Origin of the sequence: Phaeocystidibacter luteus (assembly GCF_008933115.1) — a bacterium.
Lineage (GTDB): Bacteria > Bacteroidota > Bacteroidia > Flavobacteriales > Schleiferiaceae > Phaeocystidibacter > Phaeocystidibacter luteus.
Genome location: NZ_WBVO01000006.1, coordinates 94,894 through 110,709, shown reverse-complemented (window position 1 = coordinate 110,709; position 15,816 = coordinate 94,894). Strand labels below are relative to the sequence as shown.

Sequence of the window (15,816 nt, the reverse complement as noted above, 5' to 3'; positions counted from 1 at the left end):
TGCGAATTGTCAATAAAAGCCAACATTTAGAATTTGAACACAGTTTAAAAGTCGACCATACCGGCTGTATAGTTTTTGTGCAATCTCAACAATCTGAATGCTCATTTGTATAGAATACATATGCCGAACAAAGCCTACGAACTCTTAACAGAAGACGAGACCAGATCATGCGATGCGATATCCGAGGAGGCATGTAAAGAAGTGCCGGGAAATTTCTCTTGGATAGTCGCGAATGGTTCTCTTACCAAGCTGGCCGAGCAATTGATTAGTCCAAAAGTTACGCTTCCCTGGCTATTCGATTTTTTAATGGTCCCACAGTCCTTACTCGGATTGATAGTACCAATCCGAGATGCAGGTTCGCTTCTTCCGCAGCTCGCAGTGGCAGGCTTCATACGATCTAGAGCCAAACGGAAATGGTTTTGGGTAGGTGCCGCAATTGTGCAAGCGCTTGCCATGTTCGCTTCAATCTGGGCACTCACCTGGGAAAGTCCAATGCTCTCCGGACTATGGATCTTGTTCATGCTTCTCGTTTTCAGCATTGCAAGTGGGGTGGGCAGTGTATCCTTCAAAGACGTTTCAGCTAAGGTTATTCCAAAAGGTCAGCGTGGACAAATGCTTGCGGCGAGGTCGTGGATTGGTGGAATTCTGGGGCTTGCCGCTGGCGCCTACCTCATCTTTTTTGTGAAGGATAAATCCGAGCTACTCTTTACCGTGCTCTTCGGAGCTGCAGGGTTCCTTTGGCTAGGAGGGGCTTTCACATATTCTATGGTAAAGGAGTATTCTGGAGCAATGGAAGGGGGGAGAACGCCTATTCAATCTTGGAAAAGTGGCGTTGCGGTGTTCAAGCGTGAATCAAACTTTCGACGGTTCATCTATACACGTGCGTTGCTTATGGCCTTGCCGCTCTCTATTCCATTTATGGTTTCGGTTGGACGATCCGTGACCGACGGAGCCTTTTCGGCGCTAGGTGCACTCATAGTCGCAACCGGACTAGCTCAAGTAGTAAGTAGCAACATTTGGGGAATTCAGGCTGATAAATCCGCACCTCGTGTAATGCTCATCTCTTCACTAGTAGCAGTGGGGTCGGTACTCTATGTGGTTATCTTCCCATATTTCCCCGATTCTTGGCAGTCGGTTTGGACATTCGCACCTGCCTTATTTACTATAGGAGTTGCATACTCCGGTGCTAAGATTAGTAGGAAGACGTATTTGATGGACATCGCTCCATCATCTGATCGTCCAACTTGGGTGAGCATGGCCAATACATCCATGGGAATAGCAACGCTCGTTGCTGCGGGAATTGGTACCCTGGCTGCGTTGTGGGATGCCCAAATTCAGCTCGTCCTGTATTCTGTATTGATTTTGGGTGGTGGGATGTTGTCTCAAAGATTGTCGAACAATCGAACCTCTTAAAATGAGGCAAGGCCCCAAAAATGAGGCCTTGACATACAACTTCACACAAATCGTTCGCTGATTAGCGGGCGGTTCCTTACGAAGATATAGTTTTATCTGTAACTATTGTCCTCTTTAGTCGATTTTTTAACTGACTTTCAGAGGGGTAGATATTAAATCTGTGGGGAATCGAGTGAGCCAAATACGCGCTTGAGGATATCGTTAATTCTAGCCTGTGGGTTCTCTCGAATTTCTTTCTCTTCCTGAGCAACCATCACGAACAGTCCGTCAATCGCTCTTTCAGTCACATATCCAGTGAGGTCCGTTTGCACAGGTTCCACGAAAGGAATTTGATTGTACTTCGTGGTGATGTCTGTCCAGTACTGCGTCACATTCCCTTGCTGTAGCGCTGAGTTGATGATCGGTTCAAACTCAGAGATCAACTGATTTTCGGTAGTTCGTTTTAGGTATTGCGTGGCGGCATCGTCGGCTCCATTCAAAATGCCCATAGCATCGTTGATGGTCATTTTGGTGATGGCATCCACAAAGATGTCTGTCGCCTTTTTAGACGCCTGCTCCGCGGCATGGTTCATGGATTCTTCGAAATCATCAATTAGAGAATTCAGTCCAAGGTTGGTAAGCGTGGTCTTTACGCGTTGTGCTTCCTCTGGGAAAGGAATCTTGATAAGAGAGTTACCATAATAACCGTCGGTTGCACTGGTTTGAGTCACGGCATTCCTGATGCCCACCGTAAGTGCTTCTTTAAGACCTGCAGAGACCTCCGCCTCGGAAAGAGGAAGATTGGTCGTCATGTTCGGCAATTGCGTAAGCACGTCACAGCTCGGCGTAACCAGCAACACGGCCGAGGCAACAAATAGGGGTTTGATGAATTTCATTGGATGAGTGTTTTTTCAAATGTAAAACACTTCTTGCCCTTTTCTTGTATTTGATTTAGGTAAATGAAATCAGAGGGTTTGCAAAGGCTATCCTATATCTTTACACCTTCAAAATTCGAGCATGCAGGCAGAGATAATTACTATAGGTGACGAAATTCTGATTGGTCAGACGGTTGACACAAATTCGGCTTGGTTGGGGCAGAGGCTCAATGAAGTTGGAGTGGATGTAGCGCAGGTTCGATCGGTACGCGATACACCAGAAGCGATTGTCGGTGCGCTTAACGCGCTGCATGAAGGCACTGAGTTGGTCTTCCTTACTGGTGGTTTGGGGCCTACCAAAGATGATCTCACCAAGCATACGCTGAACGACTACTTTGGAGGAGAGCTGGAATACCATCCGGAGATCTATGATCATATCGTGGAGCTATTCCGAAGCAGGGGACGCGAGCCGAATGCGATGAATAGAGGTCAGGCTGAAATTCCCAACGTGAGTATCCCAATGCACAATCCGTATGGCACGGCGAGCGGGATGCTGTTTGAACGCAACGGTATCCATTACTTATCGATGCCCGGAGTTCCATACGAAATGAAGGGAATCATGAAGGAATCCTTCTTGCCTTGGTTCATGGAGAATTTCAAGATTGATCCAATTGTACATAAGACCATCTTAACGGCGGGTGTTCCTGAATCTGAATTGGCTGCTACACTGGAGGATTGGGAGAACAATTTACCTGCTGGGTTGAGTTTAGCCTATCTGCCGAGCGCTGGAATGGTCAAGTTGCGGCTGACCGCTCGGAAGGGAAACCCTGATGAGAACACGGCGATGATGGAAGAACGGTTCGCCGAAGCGCGAGAGCTCTTGGGCGACTGTGTTTATGGCGAAGGAGTGAGCACGCTGGAGGAGGTAATTGGTAAGATGATGACTGAGATGGGGGTGACGGTCTCGACAGCCGAGAGCTGTACGGGGGGATCCATTGGCAGCATGCTGACAAGCATCCCAGGCAGTTCAGCTTATTTTCTTGGCGGAATCATTGCTTATGCGAACGATGTAAAAGTGAAAACACTGGGCGTGAATGAGGCAGATATCCTCATGCATGGTGCGGTAAGTGAGCAGGTGATTACTCAAATGGCGCGAGGAGCGGCGAAGAGGATGAAATCTGACTATGCCATAGCCACGAGCGGAATTGCAGGTCCGGATGGTGGAACCGATGAAAAACCGGTTGGAACTGTGTGGATTGCAGTGCATGGACCGAGCGGAACGAAGGCTGAGAAATTCCAATTTGGACATAATCGGTCGCGCAACATCCGAAGATCGGTACTTATGGGAATGGATATGTTGCGCAAAGAACTGCTGAAAGCTCAACGTGAGCGCGCTAAAGCAGAAATATAAAACTTTCGTATTTTAAGAGTGAATTGTGCTTGCGAGATTGATTTGAATGTCGTTATTTTGCAAGCCAATTTCGAAGTACGCGCTTAAACGAGGAATAAGATGTCACGAGTTTGTGAATTGACGGGTAAAAAAGCAATGGTGGGAAACCACGTTTCGTTCTCTAACAAGAAGAACAAGCGTAAGTTCAATGTGAACTTGAGCCGCAAGCGTTTTTATATCCCTGAAGAAGACAAGTGGATTACGTTGAAAGTATCCACCTCTGCATTGAAGACAATCAATAAGAAAGGCATTTCTGCCGTGCTTAAAGAAGCACGCGCTAATGGAATGATTGCCAAGTAAACCAATAAAGGGAAAAAGACATGGCTAAGAAAGGTAACCGCGTTCAAGTTATCCTCGAGTGCACAGAGCACAAGGAGAGCGGCATGCCGGGAACTTCTCGGTACATCACTACCAAGAACAAGAAGAACACGCCGGATCGTATGGAGTTGAAGAAATACAACCCGATCCTCAAGCGTTACACGACTCATAAAGAGATTAAGTAATCACCTAAAAACCAGGAATTATGGCAAAGAAAGTAGTTGCAACCCTGAAGAAAGAAGGTGGTTCGGCCATGTTCACCAAAGTGGTTAAAATGACCAAGTCTGGTGGAAATGGTTCTTACGCCTTTGAAGAGCGTATCGTATCTAAAGATTCTGCGAAGGATTTCTTCAGCAAGTAATCTCACACGCTTTATAGTATAAAGAACCCCGCAAGTAGCGGGGTTTTTTTGTTGCCTATTGGGGGGGTGATTCGCGCAAAGACGCATTACTAGGATTACATGCTACGTGTGTTTCTCGCAAAACCGCAAAAGGCAAAAGCGCAAATAGTCTCTCGCAGAGTTTATTAAGGAATAACTGTGTGTAGTAGGAGTTCGCAGGGGATGCATGCGTGTAGCTCCCGTGAGCTGGAGGGCAAGCTGTAAATGGTTTCTCGCAGAGTTAATAGAGGATAGCTGTGTGTAGTTGGAGTTCGCAGGGGATGCATGCGTGTATTTCCTACCAACTCGCGTGCAAACTTCAAAAATGCAATACGACGCAATCGTGTTTACCCTTCGCGGTTTTTACTCACTCCAATTGATTTCTAATTAGCGTTTTTGCGTATTTGCGAGAACCACATCACGCTCATCCACCACGCCCCCCTGCGATCTCTCTCCACAACGCACATTCTCATCATCTCTGCGAGAGAACCCCGCGAGCTTCCCCCCTAGAACTGCAGCCCCACCGCCGCCGAGAAGTAAAACTGACTCCCCGCCGTGATGTTGTTCAATCCAAGTGAATTGTCGTTGAAAGCCGGTTGCCAACCCATTTCGTATTTGTGATATATGCCGAAACCTTCCCCGTCAAATAGATACGTACCTCTATATCCTGCCCGCACTCCCAAAGCTGCGAATGATAAATTGCTCTTTGCAACATCTTCAACATAGTGGTAGTTGCCCATGCCGTCGCCCTGCATGACTTGTCCATCGGCCGTGTGGAAGAGGTTTGCTAGCAAGTCTACATACAAAGTTCTAGATCGGTTCAGGTTCTTTCCTTCATAGTTTTTCACAGGAAGAACTTCCAAAATTCTATCCATCCTCCAAGCATATCCAAGAGAAAGGTTTCCGTAATTAAAATCGTTCCATGCGACGAATCTATCGCTGTCGTCATTAAATGATGAGGTATATCCCGCTAGGTGTCCCCCACGCTGGTTCCAACCAATTCTTGCTTGGTGACGATATTTCACTTGCGTTTGAGTCTGGCTGTGAATTTCATACCGCACTCTCAAGGGTGTGTAGTACTTCCACGATACGGGATGAACCTTTCGCTTGTCCGTTTCTCCCAGTGTGAAAACAGCCATAGCATTTGCCTCCCAGCTGTTGAAAACGTCTGTGTTCTGTTGTATCGATTCTGGAGCGGGGTGATTGTCACCCTGACTAATTGTTCCGATAAATGAAGCTTGAACTCCAACGAGTTCCGATAATTGGGAATAGACCTCAATCTCGGGCTGGAATCCACCCGTTTGAATTCCGTTAAACCCACCGATTCCCATGCCGATTCGAGCTTCGAAATAGGGGTCACGCCACATTCGAGTAGTTGAAGGCAAAGTGTCTTGATCGAATTCTTGAACGACGACTACATCACCGCCTTGGCTTGGATCGTTAATGATGATTCCGCGGTCGTTTTGTGCTTGGGCAGCGCTGACCATCAGAATGCAAGAGATTAATAGTAAGGCTTTCATCTCGTGTTTGATTAGTAGTTGAAACGCCTAAATCAAACGGAATGCCAAAAAAATATTAAGCTCGGTTAGAAGGTTCAAATTTCGGATATTTGCCCCTTCATAATCAACCTATGGGATTATTAGGAAAGCTCTTCGGTAGAAACGAAGAAAAAGATAAGCGTCTCGAAGAGGGGCTCGAGAAAACAAAAGAGAACGTTTTTGGTAAGTTGGCTCGCGCCGTTGCCGGAAAAAGCACAGTTGATACCCAAGTATTAGACGACCTCGAAGAGGTTCTCATTACTTCCGATGTTGGTGTAGAAACCACAGTAAATATTATTGAGAGAATCGAAGAACGCGTGGCCCGTGATAAATACATGGGTACCGCCGAACTTCAAGGAATTCTCCGCGAAGAAATTGCCGGTCTACTCGAAGAGAATCAAGCTGGCGACGGCGCAAGTTTCGACCTTCCAGAAAAGAAGCCATACGTCATTATGGTTGTCGGAGTGAACGGCGTCGGAAAAACCACCACCATTGGCAAACTAGCCGCCCAGTTTAAAGCCGCAGGTAAGAATGTTGTGCTCGGTGCAGCCGATACGTTTCGTGCCGCCGCAGTAGATCAACTTGTGGTGTGGAGTGAAAGAGCCGGTGTGCCCATCGTAAAACAAGGCATGGGTTCAGACCCAGCCTCTGTTGCCTTCGATACACTTCAGTCAGCCGTCAGTCAGAACGCTGATGTTGTCCTAATCGATACCGCAGGCCGACTTCACAACAAGGTCAACCTGATGAACGAGCTGGGAAAGATCAAGCGTGTTATGCAAAAGGTGATTCCCGATGCACCACACGAAGTTCTGCTCGTTCTCGATGCGTCAACCGGGCAAAATGCCTTGAACCAAGCTGTGGAGTTCAGCAAGGTGACCGAAGTTTCGGCATTAGCGCTCACAAAACTCGACGGAACAGCGAAAGGTGGTGTTGTGATCGGAATTTCTGATCAATTGAAAGTGCCGGTGAAGTATATCGGTGTAGGTGAGAAGATTGAAGACCTTCAGGTGTTCGATAGAAAATCATTTGTGGATAGATTCTTTAGCTGATTTGAAGAGTAAGAAAGAAATCATAGAAAATTGGTTGCCACGTTACACAGGCAGAGAGCTCGAAGACTTTGAGCCTTATGTGCTGTTGACCAACTTTTCGAATTACGTTGAAATATTCGCCCAGAAACACGGTGTTGAGGTTCTGGGAACAGATCGTTCCATGCCCAACGCCTCGGCCGCTGGTGTTACGATTATCAATTTCGGTATGGGGAGTCCAAACGCGGCTACCATCATGGATCTTCTCGGCGCTATCAAACCGAAAGCAGTACTCTTCCTAGGGAAATGTGGCGGGTTGAAAAAGAAGAACGCCATTGGCGATTTCATTCTGCCCATAGGTGCCATTCGAGGTGAAGGTACGAGTGAACAGTATTTCCCATCTGAAGTGCCAGCACTTCCCGCATTTAATATGCAGCGAGCGGTGAGCACTCGAATTAGAGAGAATAACCAAGATTATTGGACAGGCACCGTGTATACGACAAACCGCAGGGTTTGGGAACACGATGACAAGTTCAAAAAGTACTTGAAACGCACCAGAGCAATGGCCATTGATATGGAAACGGCCACCTTGCTCTCCGTGGGATTCAAGAATCAGATACCAACCGGTGCACTCCTTCTCGTGAGCGATCAACCCATGATACCAGACGGAGTTAAAACCGAAGCTAGCGATAAGAAAGTGACTGCAAATTTCGTCGACCTCCACGTGAAGATTGGCGAAGAAGCACTCCAAGAAATTCGCGAAAATGGACAATCAGTCCGACATCTAAGATTTTAGGCATACATGCGTACAAAGAGCAGAAAGAAGAACGTCATCAACGTAGTAACCCTCGGGTGCAGTAAGAATATTTATGATTCTGAAGTGCTCATGGGCCAGTTGAAGGCCAATGGAAAGGACGTCCGACATGAAGCCGAAGAAGGCAACATCATCGTTGTCAACACCTGTGGTTTTATCGATAACGCCAAGCAAGAAAGCGTAGATACCATACTCGATTTCGTTCAGAAGAAGGAAGACGGGGTAGTGGATAAGGTGTTTGTAACGGGATGTTTGTCAGAGCGATATAAGCCAGACCTTGAGAAAGAAATTCCTAACGTAGATCAGTATTTTGGGACGCGCGATCTTCCTAAGCTACTCAAAGCACTAGGGGCAGATTACAAGCATGAGTTAGTTGGAGAGCGACTTACAACAACTCCACAGCACTACGCTTACATGAAGATCGCCGAAGGATGTGATCGCCCTTGTAGTTTCTGTGCGATTCCACTCATGCGCGGTTCACACAAGAGTACGCCAATAGAAGATCTGGTTACACAGGCCGAAAAGTTGGCTGCCAAAGGAGTGAAAGAGCTCATCCTCATCGCGCAAGATTTGACCTATTACGGATTGGACCTTTACAAAGAACGCAAGCTTGCCGATTTGCTTCGTGCCTTGGTTAAAGTAGAAGGAATCGAGTGGATTCGTTTGCATTACCTCTTCCCAACGGGCTTCCCTGAAGACGTGCTAGACGTAATCCGCGAAGAGCCGAAGGTTTGCAACTATATCGACATTCCACTTCAGCATATCGCAGACCCAGTTTTGAAAAGCATGCGTCGAGGTACGACCATGGAGCGTACCAACCGTTTGCTCGACATGATGCGCGAAAAGGTTCCAGGAATCGCTATTCGAACCACGCTTATTTCTGGGTATCCAGGTGAAACTGAGGAAGACTTCCAGACTATGGCCGATTGGGTGCGTGATCAACGCTTCGAACGCCTCGGGATCTTTACCTACAGCCACGAGGAAAATACTCACGCCTACAACCTAGAGGATGATGTTCCCGATGAGGTGAAACAGCGTAGAGCCGACGAAATCATGGCTATTCAACAAGAGATTTCATGGGATAAAAACCAGGAAATGATCGGTAAAACATATCGAGTTCTTGTCGACAGAATAGAAGGTGATCAGTTTGTGGCTAGAACAGAATTTGACTCGCCAGATGTCGATAATGAGGTGCTGATTTCAGCAAAAGATACCTACCTGAGAGTGGGTGATTTCGCTACCGTGAAGATTGTAGATGCCACTGACTTCGACCTGATGGGCGAAGTGGTGGAAGACTAGTCGATTCGCTCTAGTAGTCGTACATCATTATTCTGAAAATGGTTTCTAAACCGTAGCATTCTATGCTATGCAGATAGGCTATGTACACTTTAGTGCGTCCTTCCATCATCCCAGTATCGATTACATCGTCGAAGCCGTCGGTATCTTCAATGCATAAATCGATTTCATCGGTATCGAGTATGGAATCGAATAGTTCTTCTTGCCTGTGATACTCCGCTGCTTGCTTCTCTGTGAGCTCTGCGAGTAGGTCTTCGTCCTCAAAGTCCAATCCATCTTCCGGGTGTTCCTTGATGTAATTGAGGATGGTTGTCAGATAGTAGTTGACATCTTCCAAAGCCTCGTTTGTGCAGGTGCACACGATATCTAGAACTTCCTGTTCTTCGACAGTAATTTCTTCCTGACCAAAAGAAGCAAAGGATAGGAGTAGGAGTGGGATGATGTACTTCACATTTCGTGGTATTCGTAAGCCTCAATTATGGCTCTGGTGAAACGACAATCTTTAGGCATTCTGTATTTGAAGAGGTCTACAAGCTGTTGGTCCTCCAAAGAATCGAGAATCGGATACTGCTCTAGTAGAGTCTCTCCGCAAGCTTCGATATATTCATCCATATCGAACTCATCAAAGAGCTCCGTCATGTTCTTCAGATAGGTCGCAGAATCTTCACCTCGTAAGGCCAGTAGCATGTTTTGGTGGAATTCCTCCCATAGTTCCTCTTCATGCGTAGCCGCGTATTCGAAGGACTGCATAGAATACTCATCGAGCTCGGGTAGGGAACTTTCCATGCACTCACAAAATCGGGTGGCAATGACCGTCTCCGTTTCTTTAGACAGCCCCGTGTAGGTGCCGCAAGCGGTGAGTGCAAATACAGCTGTGAGAAGGAGGATTCTCATGGCTATGCGGCCATTGCTTTCGAAAGGAACTCCATAAGAAGTGCGAGGTGCTTTGCTGATTCGGGAACTTCATCACGACTTACACCGAGCCACGAACGTTCGAGGCTATCACTGTTGTAATCAGCGAACTTTGCCGTTGTTTCGTTGGCGCATTTAGACATGGCCCCGCTTAGCTTTTGATCCATAGATTGGAGCTCCATACCAACGGCCATCACTTTTTCAGCACCTAGGTCGCCCATACGCTCGGATGTATAATCTTCTATCGACTTGCTACTAGCAACAAATCCTTCCATGAAATCCCATGCATCGGCAGAGAAAGCGCTTTCGTCGATATCAGCACATTCAGCTAATTCGATAAAAGACTTTACTGCCACTGCTTTAGGAACAGCAATTTGGGCAAATACACCTAGGGAGAAAGTGAGCGCTAGTGCGAGTAATGAATGCTTCATTTTGAATACATGATTTCTCGCAATATAACCAAGATTCAGACGCAATTGGCGCCATCAATATGGTATGTCAAGGTTTATAGAGTTGCTCAAGCTTCACAGGTTGATCATTCTCTAAATGCAGTCTGAAGTGAACGTTCTTCCAAGCAGATGGACCTTGATTCAGCAAGTCACGGATATGAGTACGGATCAATCCCAATCGCTCGTGAATGATGTACACGGTAAGATCTGGGGGAAGGTTGAGCGATGGTGCGCGACTAACTACGAATGTTGAGGTCGACGGTCCATTCGATTCAGCATCAACCGTTTCATACTCCATTTCTATACTCTCGCTGTTCGGCTTCAAGTCCAAAATTCGAATGTCAATCTGATTTTGGCCGTATGAAACGAGGCAACCGAGTGCGAACAGTATGGAATATAAAAGGCGCATAACTTTTGGTTTGAGGTCTACTTGTAACGCGATACTGAGCGCAAAGTTCCGCGTTCCTCCTCCTGATTCAGTCAAGTGGAAGTTAATTCTGGGTGATTATTGAGTTGATATCAGGGCCACCGACAGAAGTCACTGGGCAATTAGCGGATCACCACCAACTGAAGTTAGTGGTAGTTGGAATGTTGTAAGGGGCGGCATACCACCAGTTAAAGCTAGGTGGTATTTGGAAGAGATGAAGAACCACCAGCTGGAGCTAGATGGTCATTGAAGGAGAGAAGAACCACGAGCTAAAGCCTTGTTGTATTTGTGACAAAAGTTGAACTTCTGGCTTAAGTCGTATTGCTTTCTTGCCGACGAAGGAGGCCTTGCGCTCGGCCGAAGGCCAGCGTCTTTCCTCCGTCAACTGACGGAGGATCCTTTGATTGCCTAATGGCGAGCACCCTTTTACGCGCTGACAAGCGCGGAATCCTGTTAATAACTCCACTTGTCCAACCCACCAAACCGTCGTAATTTGATGTTTCGTCCTTCTGAATTAGAATCTCACCTAAGTATTTGATAATTAGATGTTTTTAGTATTCGATACCGAGACTACCGGTTTGCCAAAAGACTTCCGTGCGCCTATAACCGACACGGATAATTGGCCTCGCGTTGTTCAAATCGCGTGGCAGCTACACGGTGCCCAAGGTGAACTTCTCGAGCAAGTCGAATACCTCATCAAACCAGAAGGATTTGATATCCCTTTTGAATCAGAACAGATTCACGGGATTTCAACTGCATTGGCAGAGCGTGACGGTGTGTCGCTCAAAGAGGCGATGGAGCATTTTGTGAATACGCTCCACAAGGCCAAGTTTAACGTGGGTCAAAATGTTGGCTTCGATATCAATGTGGTAGGGTGTGAACTCTATCGCTTGGGAATCGAGAGTCCGATTACAGATCTCCCCGTTCTGGATACCTGTAACGAGCATACGGCTGAGATGTGCCAGATTCCTGGCGGACGAGGCGGCAAATTCAAACTGCCAACACTCACCGAGCTTCACCAACACCTCTTTGGAAGTCCGTTTGGCGAAGCCCACAATGCCACGGCCGACGTTGAAGCTACTACACGCTGTTTCCTAGAACTCGTTCGAAGAGCTGAGTACACGCCGTCTGAGCTTGGGTTTGACGACACCCAAGTGAAGGCCTTCGTTGAGGCGAATCCAGACGTAATTGCTCCGATTGGGCTCAAGCACCGCAACCTAAAGAAGCAAAGTGAAGCAATTCGCAAAAAGGAGCAAGACGCTGCATCTCCAGGTTTGTCAGACGCTGCCATTGACGATAATCTTCAGCAGCTCAGTGATGTACCTTTCGCTCACCTTCACAACCATACGCAGTACTCCATTCTCCAAGCCGTAAGTGATGTAAAGGCCCTGGTCAATCGAGCGGGCGATGAGGGCATGCCGGCTGTGGCGATGACCGACCTAGGAAACATGATGGGGGCATTCCACTTCGTGAAGGCGGTTAACGATTACAACAAGCGCATAGCCGGCGAAGCGAAAGATGCCGAAGCCAAGGGTGAACCGTACGACAAAGAGCCTATCAAAGGAGTGGTGGGCTGCGACTTCTACGTCTGTAAAGATCATTTGGATAAATCGAGAAAGGATGATGGCTTCCAGATTCCCCTTCTCGCAAAGAATAAAGAAGGCTATTTGAATCTGGCCAAGATGAGTTCTGAGGGATTCATCAACGGATTCTACTACGTGCCAAGGATTGATAAAAAGCTGATTCTCGAGCACAAGGAAAACGTTATTGCAACTACCGGCGGACTTCAAGGCGAGGTTCCTCAACTCATTTTGAATGTGGGTGAGAAACAAGCCGAAGAAGCGTTTTGCTGGTGGCACGAACAGTTCGGTGAAGATTTCTACGTCGAACTCAACCGTCACAATCTACCCGAAGAAGACCGCGTGAACGAAACACTTCTGCGCTTCGCTGAGAAGTACGGTGTGAAGTATTTCGCCGCAAACAACACTTTCTACTTAGATAAGGAAGATGCCGAAGCGCACGACATTCTCCTGTGTGTCAAGGAAGGTGAGAAAAAATCGACTCCGATTGGACGAGGCCGCGGATTCCGCTTCGGGTTCCCGAACGACGAGTTCTACTTTAAGTCGCAAGCGGAAATGAAACGGCAGTTTGCGGATTTGCCGAAAGCCATTTCAACGATTCGCGAAATCATCGACAAAGTAGAGCCCTTCGAACTCGCACGCGATGTTCTCCTTCCTGCCTTTGAAATTCCCGAGCAGTTTCAGCATGAAGAAGATCAGCACGACGGCGGCAAGCGCGGTGAAAATGCCTTCCTTCGTCACCTGACCTATGAGGGTGCCAAAAAGCGGTATGAGGTCATCACAGATGAGATTCGGGAACGTCTAGACTTCGAGCTTGAAACCATTGCCAATACGGGATATCCGGGCTACTTCTTGATTGTGCAAGACTTCTGTAACGAGGCCCGAAATATGGGAGTGAGCGTGGGACCTGGACGTGGTTCCGCCGCAGGATCGGCGGTGGCCTACTGCATTGGAATTACGAATGTAGACCCCATCGCATACGATCTTCTATTTGAGAGATTCCTCAATCCTGAGCGTGTATCCCTTCCCGATATCGATATTGACTTCGACGACCGTGGTCGCGATAAGGTCATTCAATACGTAATCGACAAGTACGGATCTAGTCAGGTTGCACAAATCATCACCTACGGTACCATGGCCGCGAAGAGCTCCATTAAGGATACAGCCCGCGTGCTCGATTTACCGTTTGATGTGGCAGATAAGCTCACCAAGTTGATGCCAGATACTTCTCTCCGCAAACTATTTGCAATGGATGAGAAGACCATGAAATCGAAGTTCAGGGCAGACGATTTCGACAAGGCGAAGTCGATGGTCAACCTGTATCAGAAGGATGATATGGAGGGACGAACGCTTCAGCAAGCACACGTTCTTGAAGGCTCCGTGCGAAGTACCGGTATCCACGCCTGTGGGGTCATTATCACCCCAAGTGATATTCGTGAACTCGTGCCTGTTTCTCTTGCCAAAGATTCGAACATGTGGTGTACCCAGTTCGATAACTCTGTGGTGGAGAGCGCCGGACTACTCAAAATGGACTTCCTTGGACTAAAAACGCTCACGCTCATTAAAGATGCGGTGGAGATGGTCAAGGAAAACCATGGTGTAGAGCTCGATATGGATACAGTTCCTCTGGATGACAGAAAGACCTATGAGCTGTTCCAACGCGGAGAAACGGTAGGTATCTTCCAATATGAATCCGCAGGTATGCAAAAGTACCTCAAGGACTTAAAGCCTACCGTATTCGCGGATCTCATCGCCATGAACGCCTTGTATCGTCCAGGTCCGCTCGAGTACATTCCTTCCTTCGTTCGAAGAAAGCACGGGGTGGAGGAGATCACGTACGACCTCGACGATATGCAAGAGTATCTAGAGGAAACCTACGGAATTACCGTGTATCAGGAGCAAGTTATGCTCCTCTCGCAAAAGCTAGCTGGGTTTACCAAAGGTGAAGCCGATACCCTGCGTAAGGCAATGGGTAAGAAGATCTTCGCACTACTAGAAACGCTCAAGCCAAAGTTTATTGATGGAGGTAAAGAGCGCGGACATGATGAAGACAAGCTCAATAAGATTTGGAAGGACTGGGAAGCATTTGCATCCTACGCCTTTAACAAGTCACACTCAACTTGTTACGCGTGGGTCGCCTACCAAACGGCCTACCTGAAAGCGCACTATCCGGCCGAGTACATGGCCTCTGTCCTCTCCAACAACATGAACGACATCAAGCAGGTGACGTTCTTCATGGAAGAGTGCCGAAGAATGCAGATTCCTGTGCTTCTTCCGGATGTGAATGAATCGGAATACACTTTCCGAGTGAACGACGAAGGCGCAATTCGCTTCGGTTTAGGAGGTATGCGCGGAGTTGGAGGAAGCGCTGTAGACCACATTGTGGCTGAGCGTAAAGAGAATGGCAAATACAGAGGAATCTTTGATTTCTTGAAGCGTGTAGATCTCCGCATCGTAAACAGGAAAACCATAGAAAGTTTGGCGTTGGGCGGCGCTTTCGACAGTTTCGACAAGGAACATCGCGCCATCTACTTTGCAGATGAAGGAGACGGTCGTTCATTTATTGAAAAGGCGATCAAATACGCTCAAAACGTGAAAGCCAGTGAAGATTCTGCTCAGGTTTCGTTATTCGGCGAATCGTCTGAAGTTCAAATTCCCGAGCCACCGCTTCCAGAAGTTGAACCGTGGTCGAGAATCCAGCAATTGAGCAGGGAGAAGGAAGTAAACGGGATGTACCTCAGTTCGCATCCGTTGGATGATTTCCGGTATGAAATACGCTCCTTCTGCACGCATCCTGTCGAAGCTTTCAACAATGAAGAGCAGCTCGTAGGGCGCGAGATTCACATCGCAGGCATTGTAACCGATGTTCAGCACCGTGTATCAAAGAATGGCAAGGGATTTGGATTCTTCACGATGGAGGACCTTAGGGGTTCACATGAATTTAGACTCTTCGGCGAATCCTATCTCAAATTCCGACACTTCTTGGTGAAAGACCAAATGCTGTATGGGAAGCTCAAAGTGACTAAACGGAGCTGGGAAAAGGACGGGGAAGTTATAGAGCGAATCAATTCGGACTTCTTTGATGTCAAGCTGCTCTCCGACATTATGGGAGAGTTGAGCAAGAGCATCAAGGTGACGATGCGTCTGGACGAAGTGGATGAATATTTGATGGACGAAGTTGAGCAAGCCCTTGATAGTTCTCCGGGCAAGAAGAAGGTGACCTTTATCGTTGCTGATACAACGGAGAACATTTCGGTGACTATGCCAAGCCGAACCAAGCGTGTCGAAATCACCAAGGAGCTGTTAGATAAACTCAATAACATTGACGCCCTGCAGGTCAAGCTGAACTGATTCTCTACCC

At 47.5% G+C, this 15,816-nt stretch carries 15 protein-coding genes; 9 read left to right on the top strand and 6 right to left on the bottom strand.

Going from position 1 to position 15,816, the window contains the following annotated elements; genetic code table 11:
• Window positions 1-120 precede the first annotated feature (120 nt).
• Window positions 121-1,413 carry an MFS transporter gene (locus tag F8C67_RS08775; RefSeq protein WP_151667464.1) on the top strand — a complete coding sequence of 431 codons (1,293 nt, stop codon included), beginning with the start codon at window positions 121-123 and terminating at the stop codon, window positions 1,411-1,413.
• A gap of 152 nt (window positions 1,414-1,565) precedes the next feature.
• Here the strand turns inward: F8C67_RS08775 and F8C67_RS08770 are convergent, their stop codons facing one another.
• Window positions 1,566-2,288 (bottom strand): DUF4197 domain-containing protein, encoded by a 723-nt coding sequence (locus F8C67_RS08770; protein WP_151667463.1) that lies wholly within the window; start codon window positions 2,286-2,288, stop codon window positions 1,566-1,568.
• Between the two features lie 121 nt (window positions 2,289-2,409).
• On the opposite strand from F8C67_RS08770, the gene F8C67_RS08765 reads away from it, so the two are divergent.
• The 4 genes from F8C67_RS08765 to F8C67_RS08750 all read left to right on the top strand — a co-directional run bounded on the left by F8C67_RS08765 (window position 2,410) and on the right by F8C67_RS08750 (window position 4,396).
• Entirely contained in the window at window positions 2,410-3,678 is a 1,269-nt protein-coding gene (locus F8C67_RS08765) for a competence/damage-inducible protein A (protein WP_151667462.1), read from the top strand.
• Window positions 3,679-3,777: 99 nt separating this feature from the next.
• Complete coding sequence (rpmB, locus tag F8C67_RS08760; RefSeq protein WP_151667461.1) at window positions 3,778-4,017, top strand: 50S ribosomal protein L28; 240 nt, start codon at window positions 3,778-3,780, stop codon at window positions 4,015-4,017.
• A 20-nt stretch (window positions 4,018-4,037) separates the two neighbouring features.
• The gene (gene rpmG / locus F8C67_RS08755; protein ID WP_151667460.1) at window positions 4,038-4,220 is read left to right on the top strand and encodes a 50S ribosomal protein L33; all 183 of its coding nucleotides are present in this window, start codon (window positions 4,038-4,040) and stop codon (window positions 4,218-4,220) included.
• Window positions 4,221-4,240: 20 nt separating this feature from the next.
• On the top strand, window positions 4,241-4,396 hold the full coding sequence (locus F8C67_RS08750) for a DUF4295 family protein (RefSeq protein ID WP_151667459.1): 156 nt from the start codon (window positions 4,241-4,243) through the stop codon (window positions 4,394-4,396).
• 524 nt (window positions 4,397-4,920) lie between these two features.
• Here the strand turns inward: F8C67_RS08750 and F8C67_RS08745 are convergent.
• Window positions 4,921-5,934 (bottom strand): hypothetical protein, encoded by a 1,014-nt coding sequence (locus tag F8C67_RS08745; protein WP_151667458.1) that lies wholly within the window; start codon window positions 5,932-5,934, stop codon window positions 4,921-4,923.
• A gap of 110 nt (window positions 5,935-6,044) precedes the next feature.
• Between F8C67_RS08745 and ftsY the strand changes: the two genes are divergently transcribed.
• The 3 genes from ftsY to rimO are packed head-to-tail and all read left to right on the top strand — an operon-like array spanning window position 6,045 to window position 9,090.
• On the top strand, window positions 6,045-7,001 hold the full coding sequence (ftsY, locus tag F8C67_RS08740) for a signal recognition particle-docking protein FtsY (RefSeq protein ID WP_151667457.1): 957 nt from the start codon (window positions 6,045-6,047) through the stop codon (window positions 6,999-7,001).
• A gap of 1 nt (window position 7,002) precedes the next feature.
• Entirely contained in the window at window positions 7,003-7,773 is a 771-nt protein-coding gene (locus F8C67_RS08735; protein WP_151667456.1) for an AMP nucleosidase, read from the top strand.
• A 6-nt stretch (window positions 7,774-7,779) separates the two neighbouring features.
• Entirely contained in the window at window positions 7,780-9,090 is a 1,311-nt protein-coding gene (gene rimO, locus F8C67_RS08730; protein WP_151667455.1) for a 30S ribosomal protein S12 methylthiotransferase RimO, read from the top strand.
• Window positions 9,091-9,100: 10 nt separating this feature from the next.
• Here the strand turns inward: rimO and F8C67_RS08725 are convergent, their stop codons facing one another.
• From F8C67_RS08725 to F8C67_RS08710, 4 genes are all read right to left on the bottom strand, one after another.
• The gene (locus F8C67_RS08725) at window positions 9,101-9,538 is read right to left on the bottom strand and encodes a hypothetical protein (RefSeq protein ID WP_151667454.1); all 438 of its coding nucleotides are present in this window, start codon (window positions 9,536-9,538) and stop codon (window positions 9,101-9,103) included.
• A complete protein-coding gene (locus F8C67_RS08720) occupies window positions 9,535-9,981 on the bottom strand; it encodes a hypothetical protein (RefSeq protein ID WP_151667453.1) in 447 nt (148 codons plus the stop codon). The genes F8C67_RS08725 and F8C67_RS08720 overlap by 4 nt, the downstream gene beginning before the upstream one ends.
• A gap of 2 nt (window positions 9,982-9,983) precedes the next feature.
• Window positions 9,984-10,430 carry a hypothetical protein gene (locus F8C67_RS08715; protein WP_151667452.1) on the bottom strand — a complete coding sequence of 149 codons (447 nt, stop codon included), beginning with the start codon at window positions 10,428-10,430 and terminating at the stop codon, window positions 9,984-9,986.
• A 67-nt stretch (window positions 10,431-10,497) separates the two neighbouring features.
• Entirely contained in the window at window positions 10,498-10,857 is a 360-nt protein-coding gene (locus F8C67_RS08710) for a hypothetical protein (RefSeq protein WP_151667451.1), read from the bottom strand.
• A 563-nt stretch (window positions 10,858-11,420) separates the two neighbouring features.
• Here F8C67_RS08710 and dnaE point away from each other — a divergent pair.
• Window positions 11,421-15,806 (top strand): DNA polymerase III subunit alpha, encoded by a 4,386-nt coding sequence (dnaE, locus tag F8C67_RS08705; protein ID WP_151667450.1) that lies wholly within the window; start codon window positions 11,421-11,423, stop codon window positions 15,804-15,806.
• Window positions 15,807-15,816 lie beyond the last annotated feature (10 nt).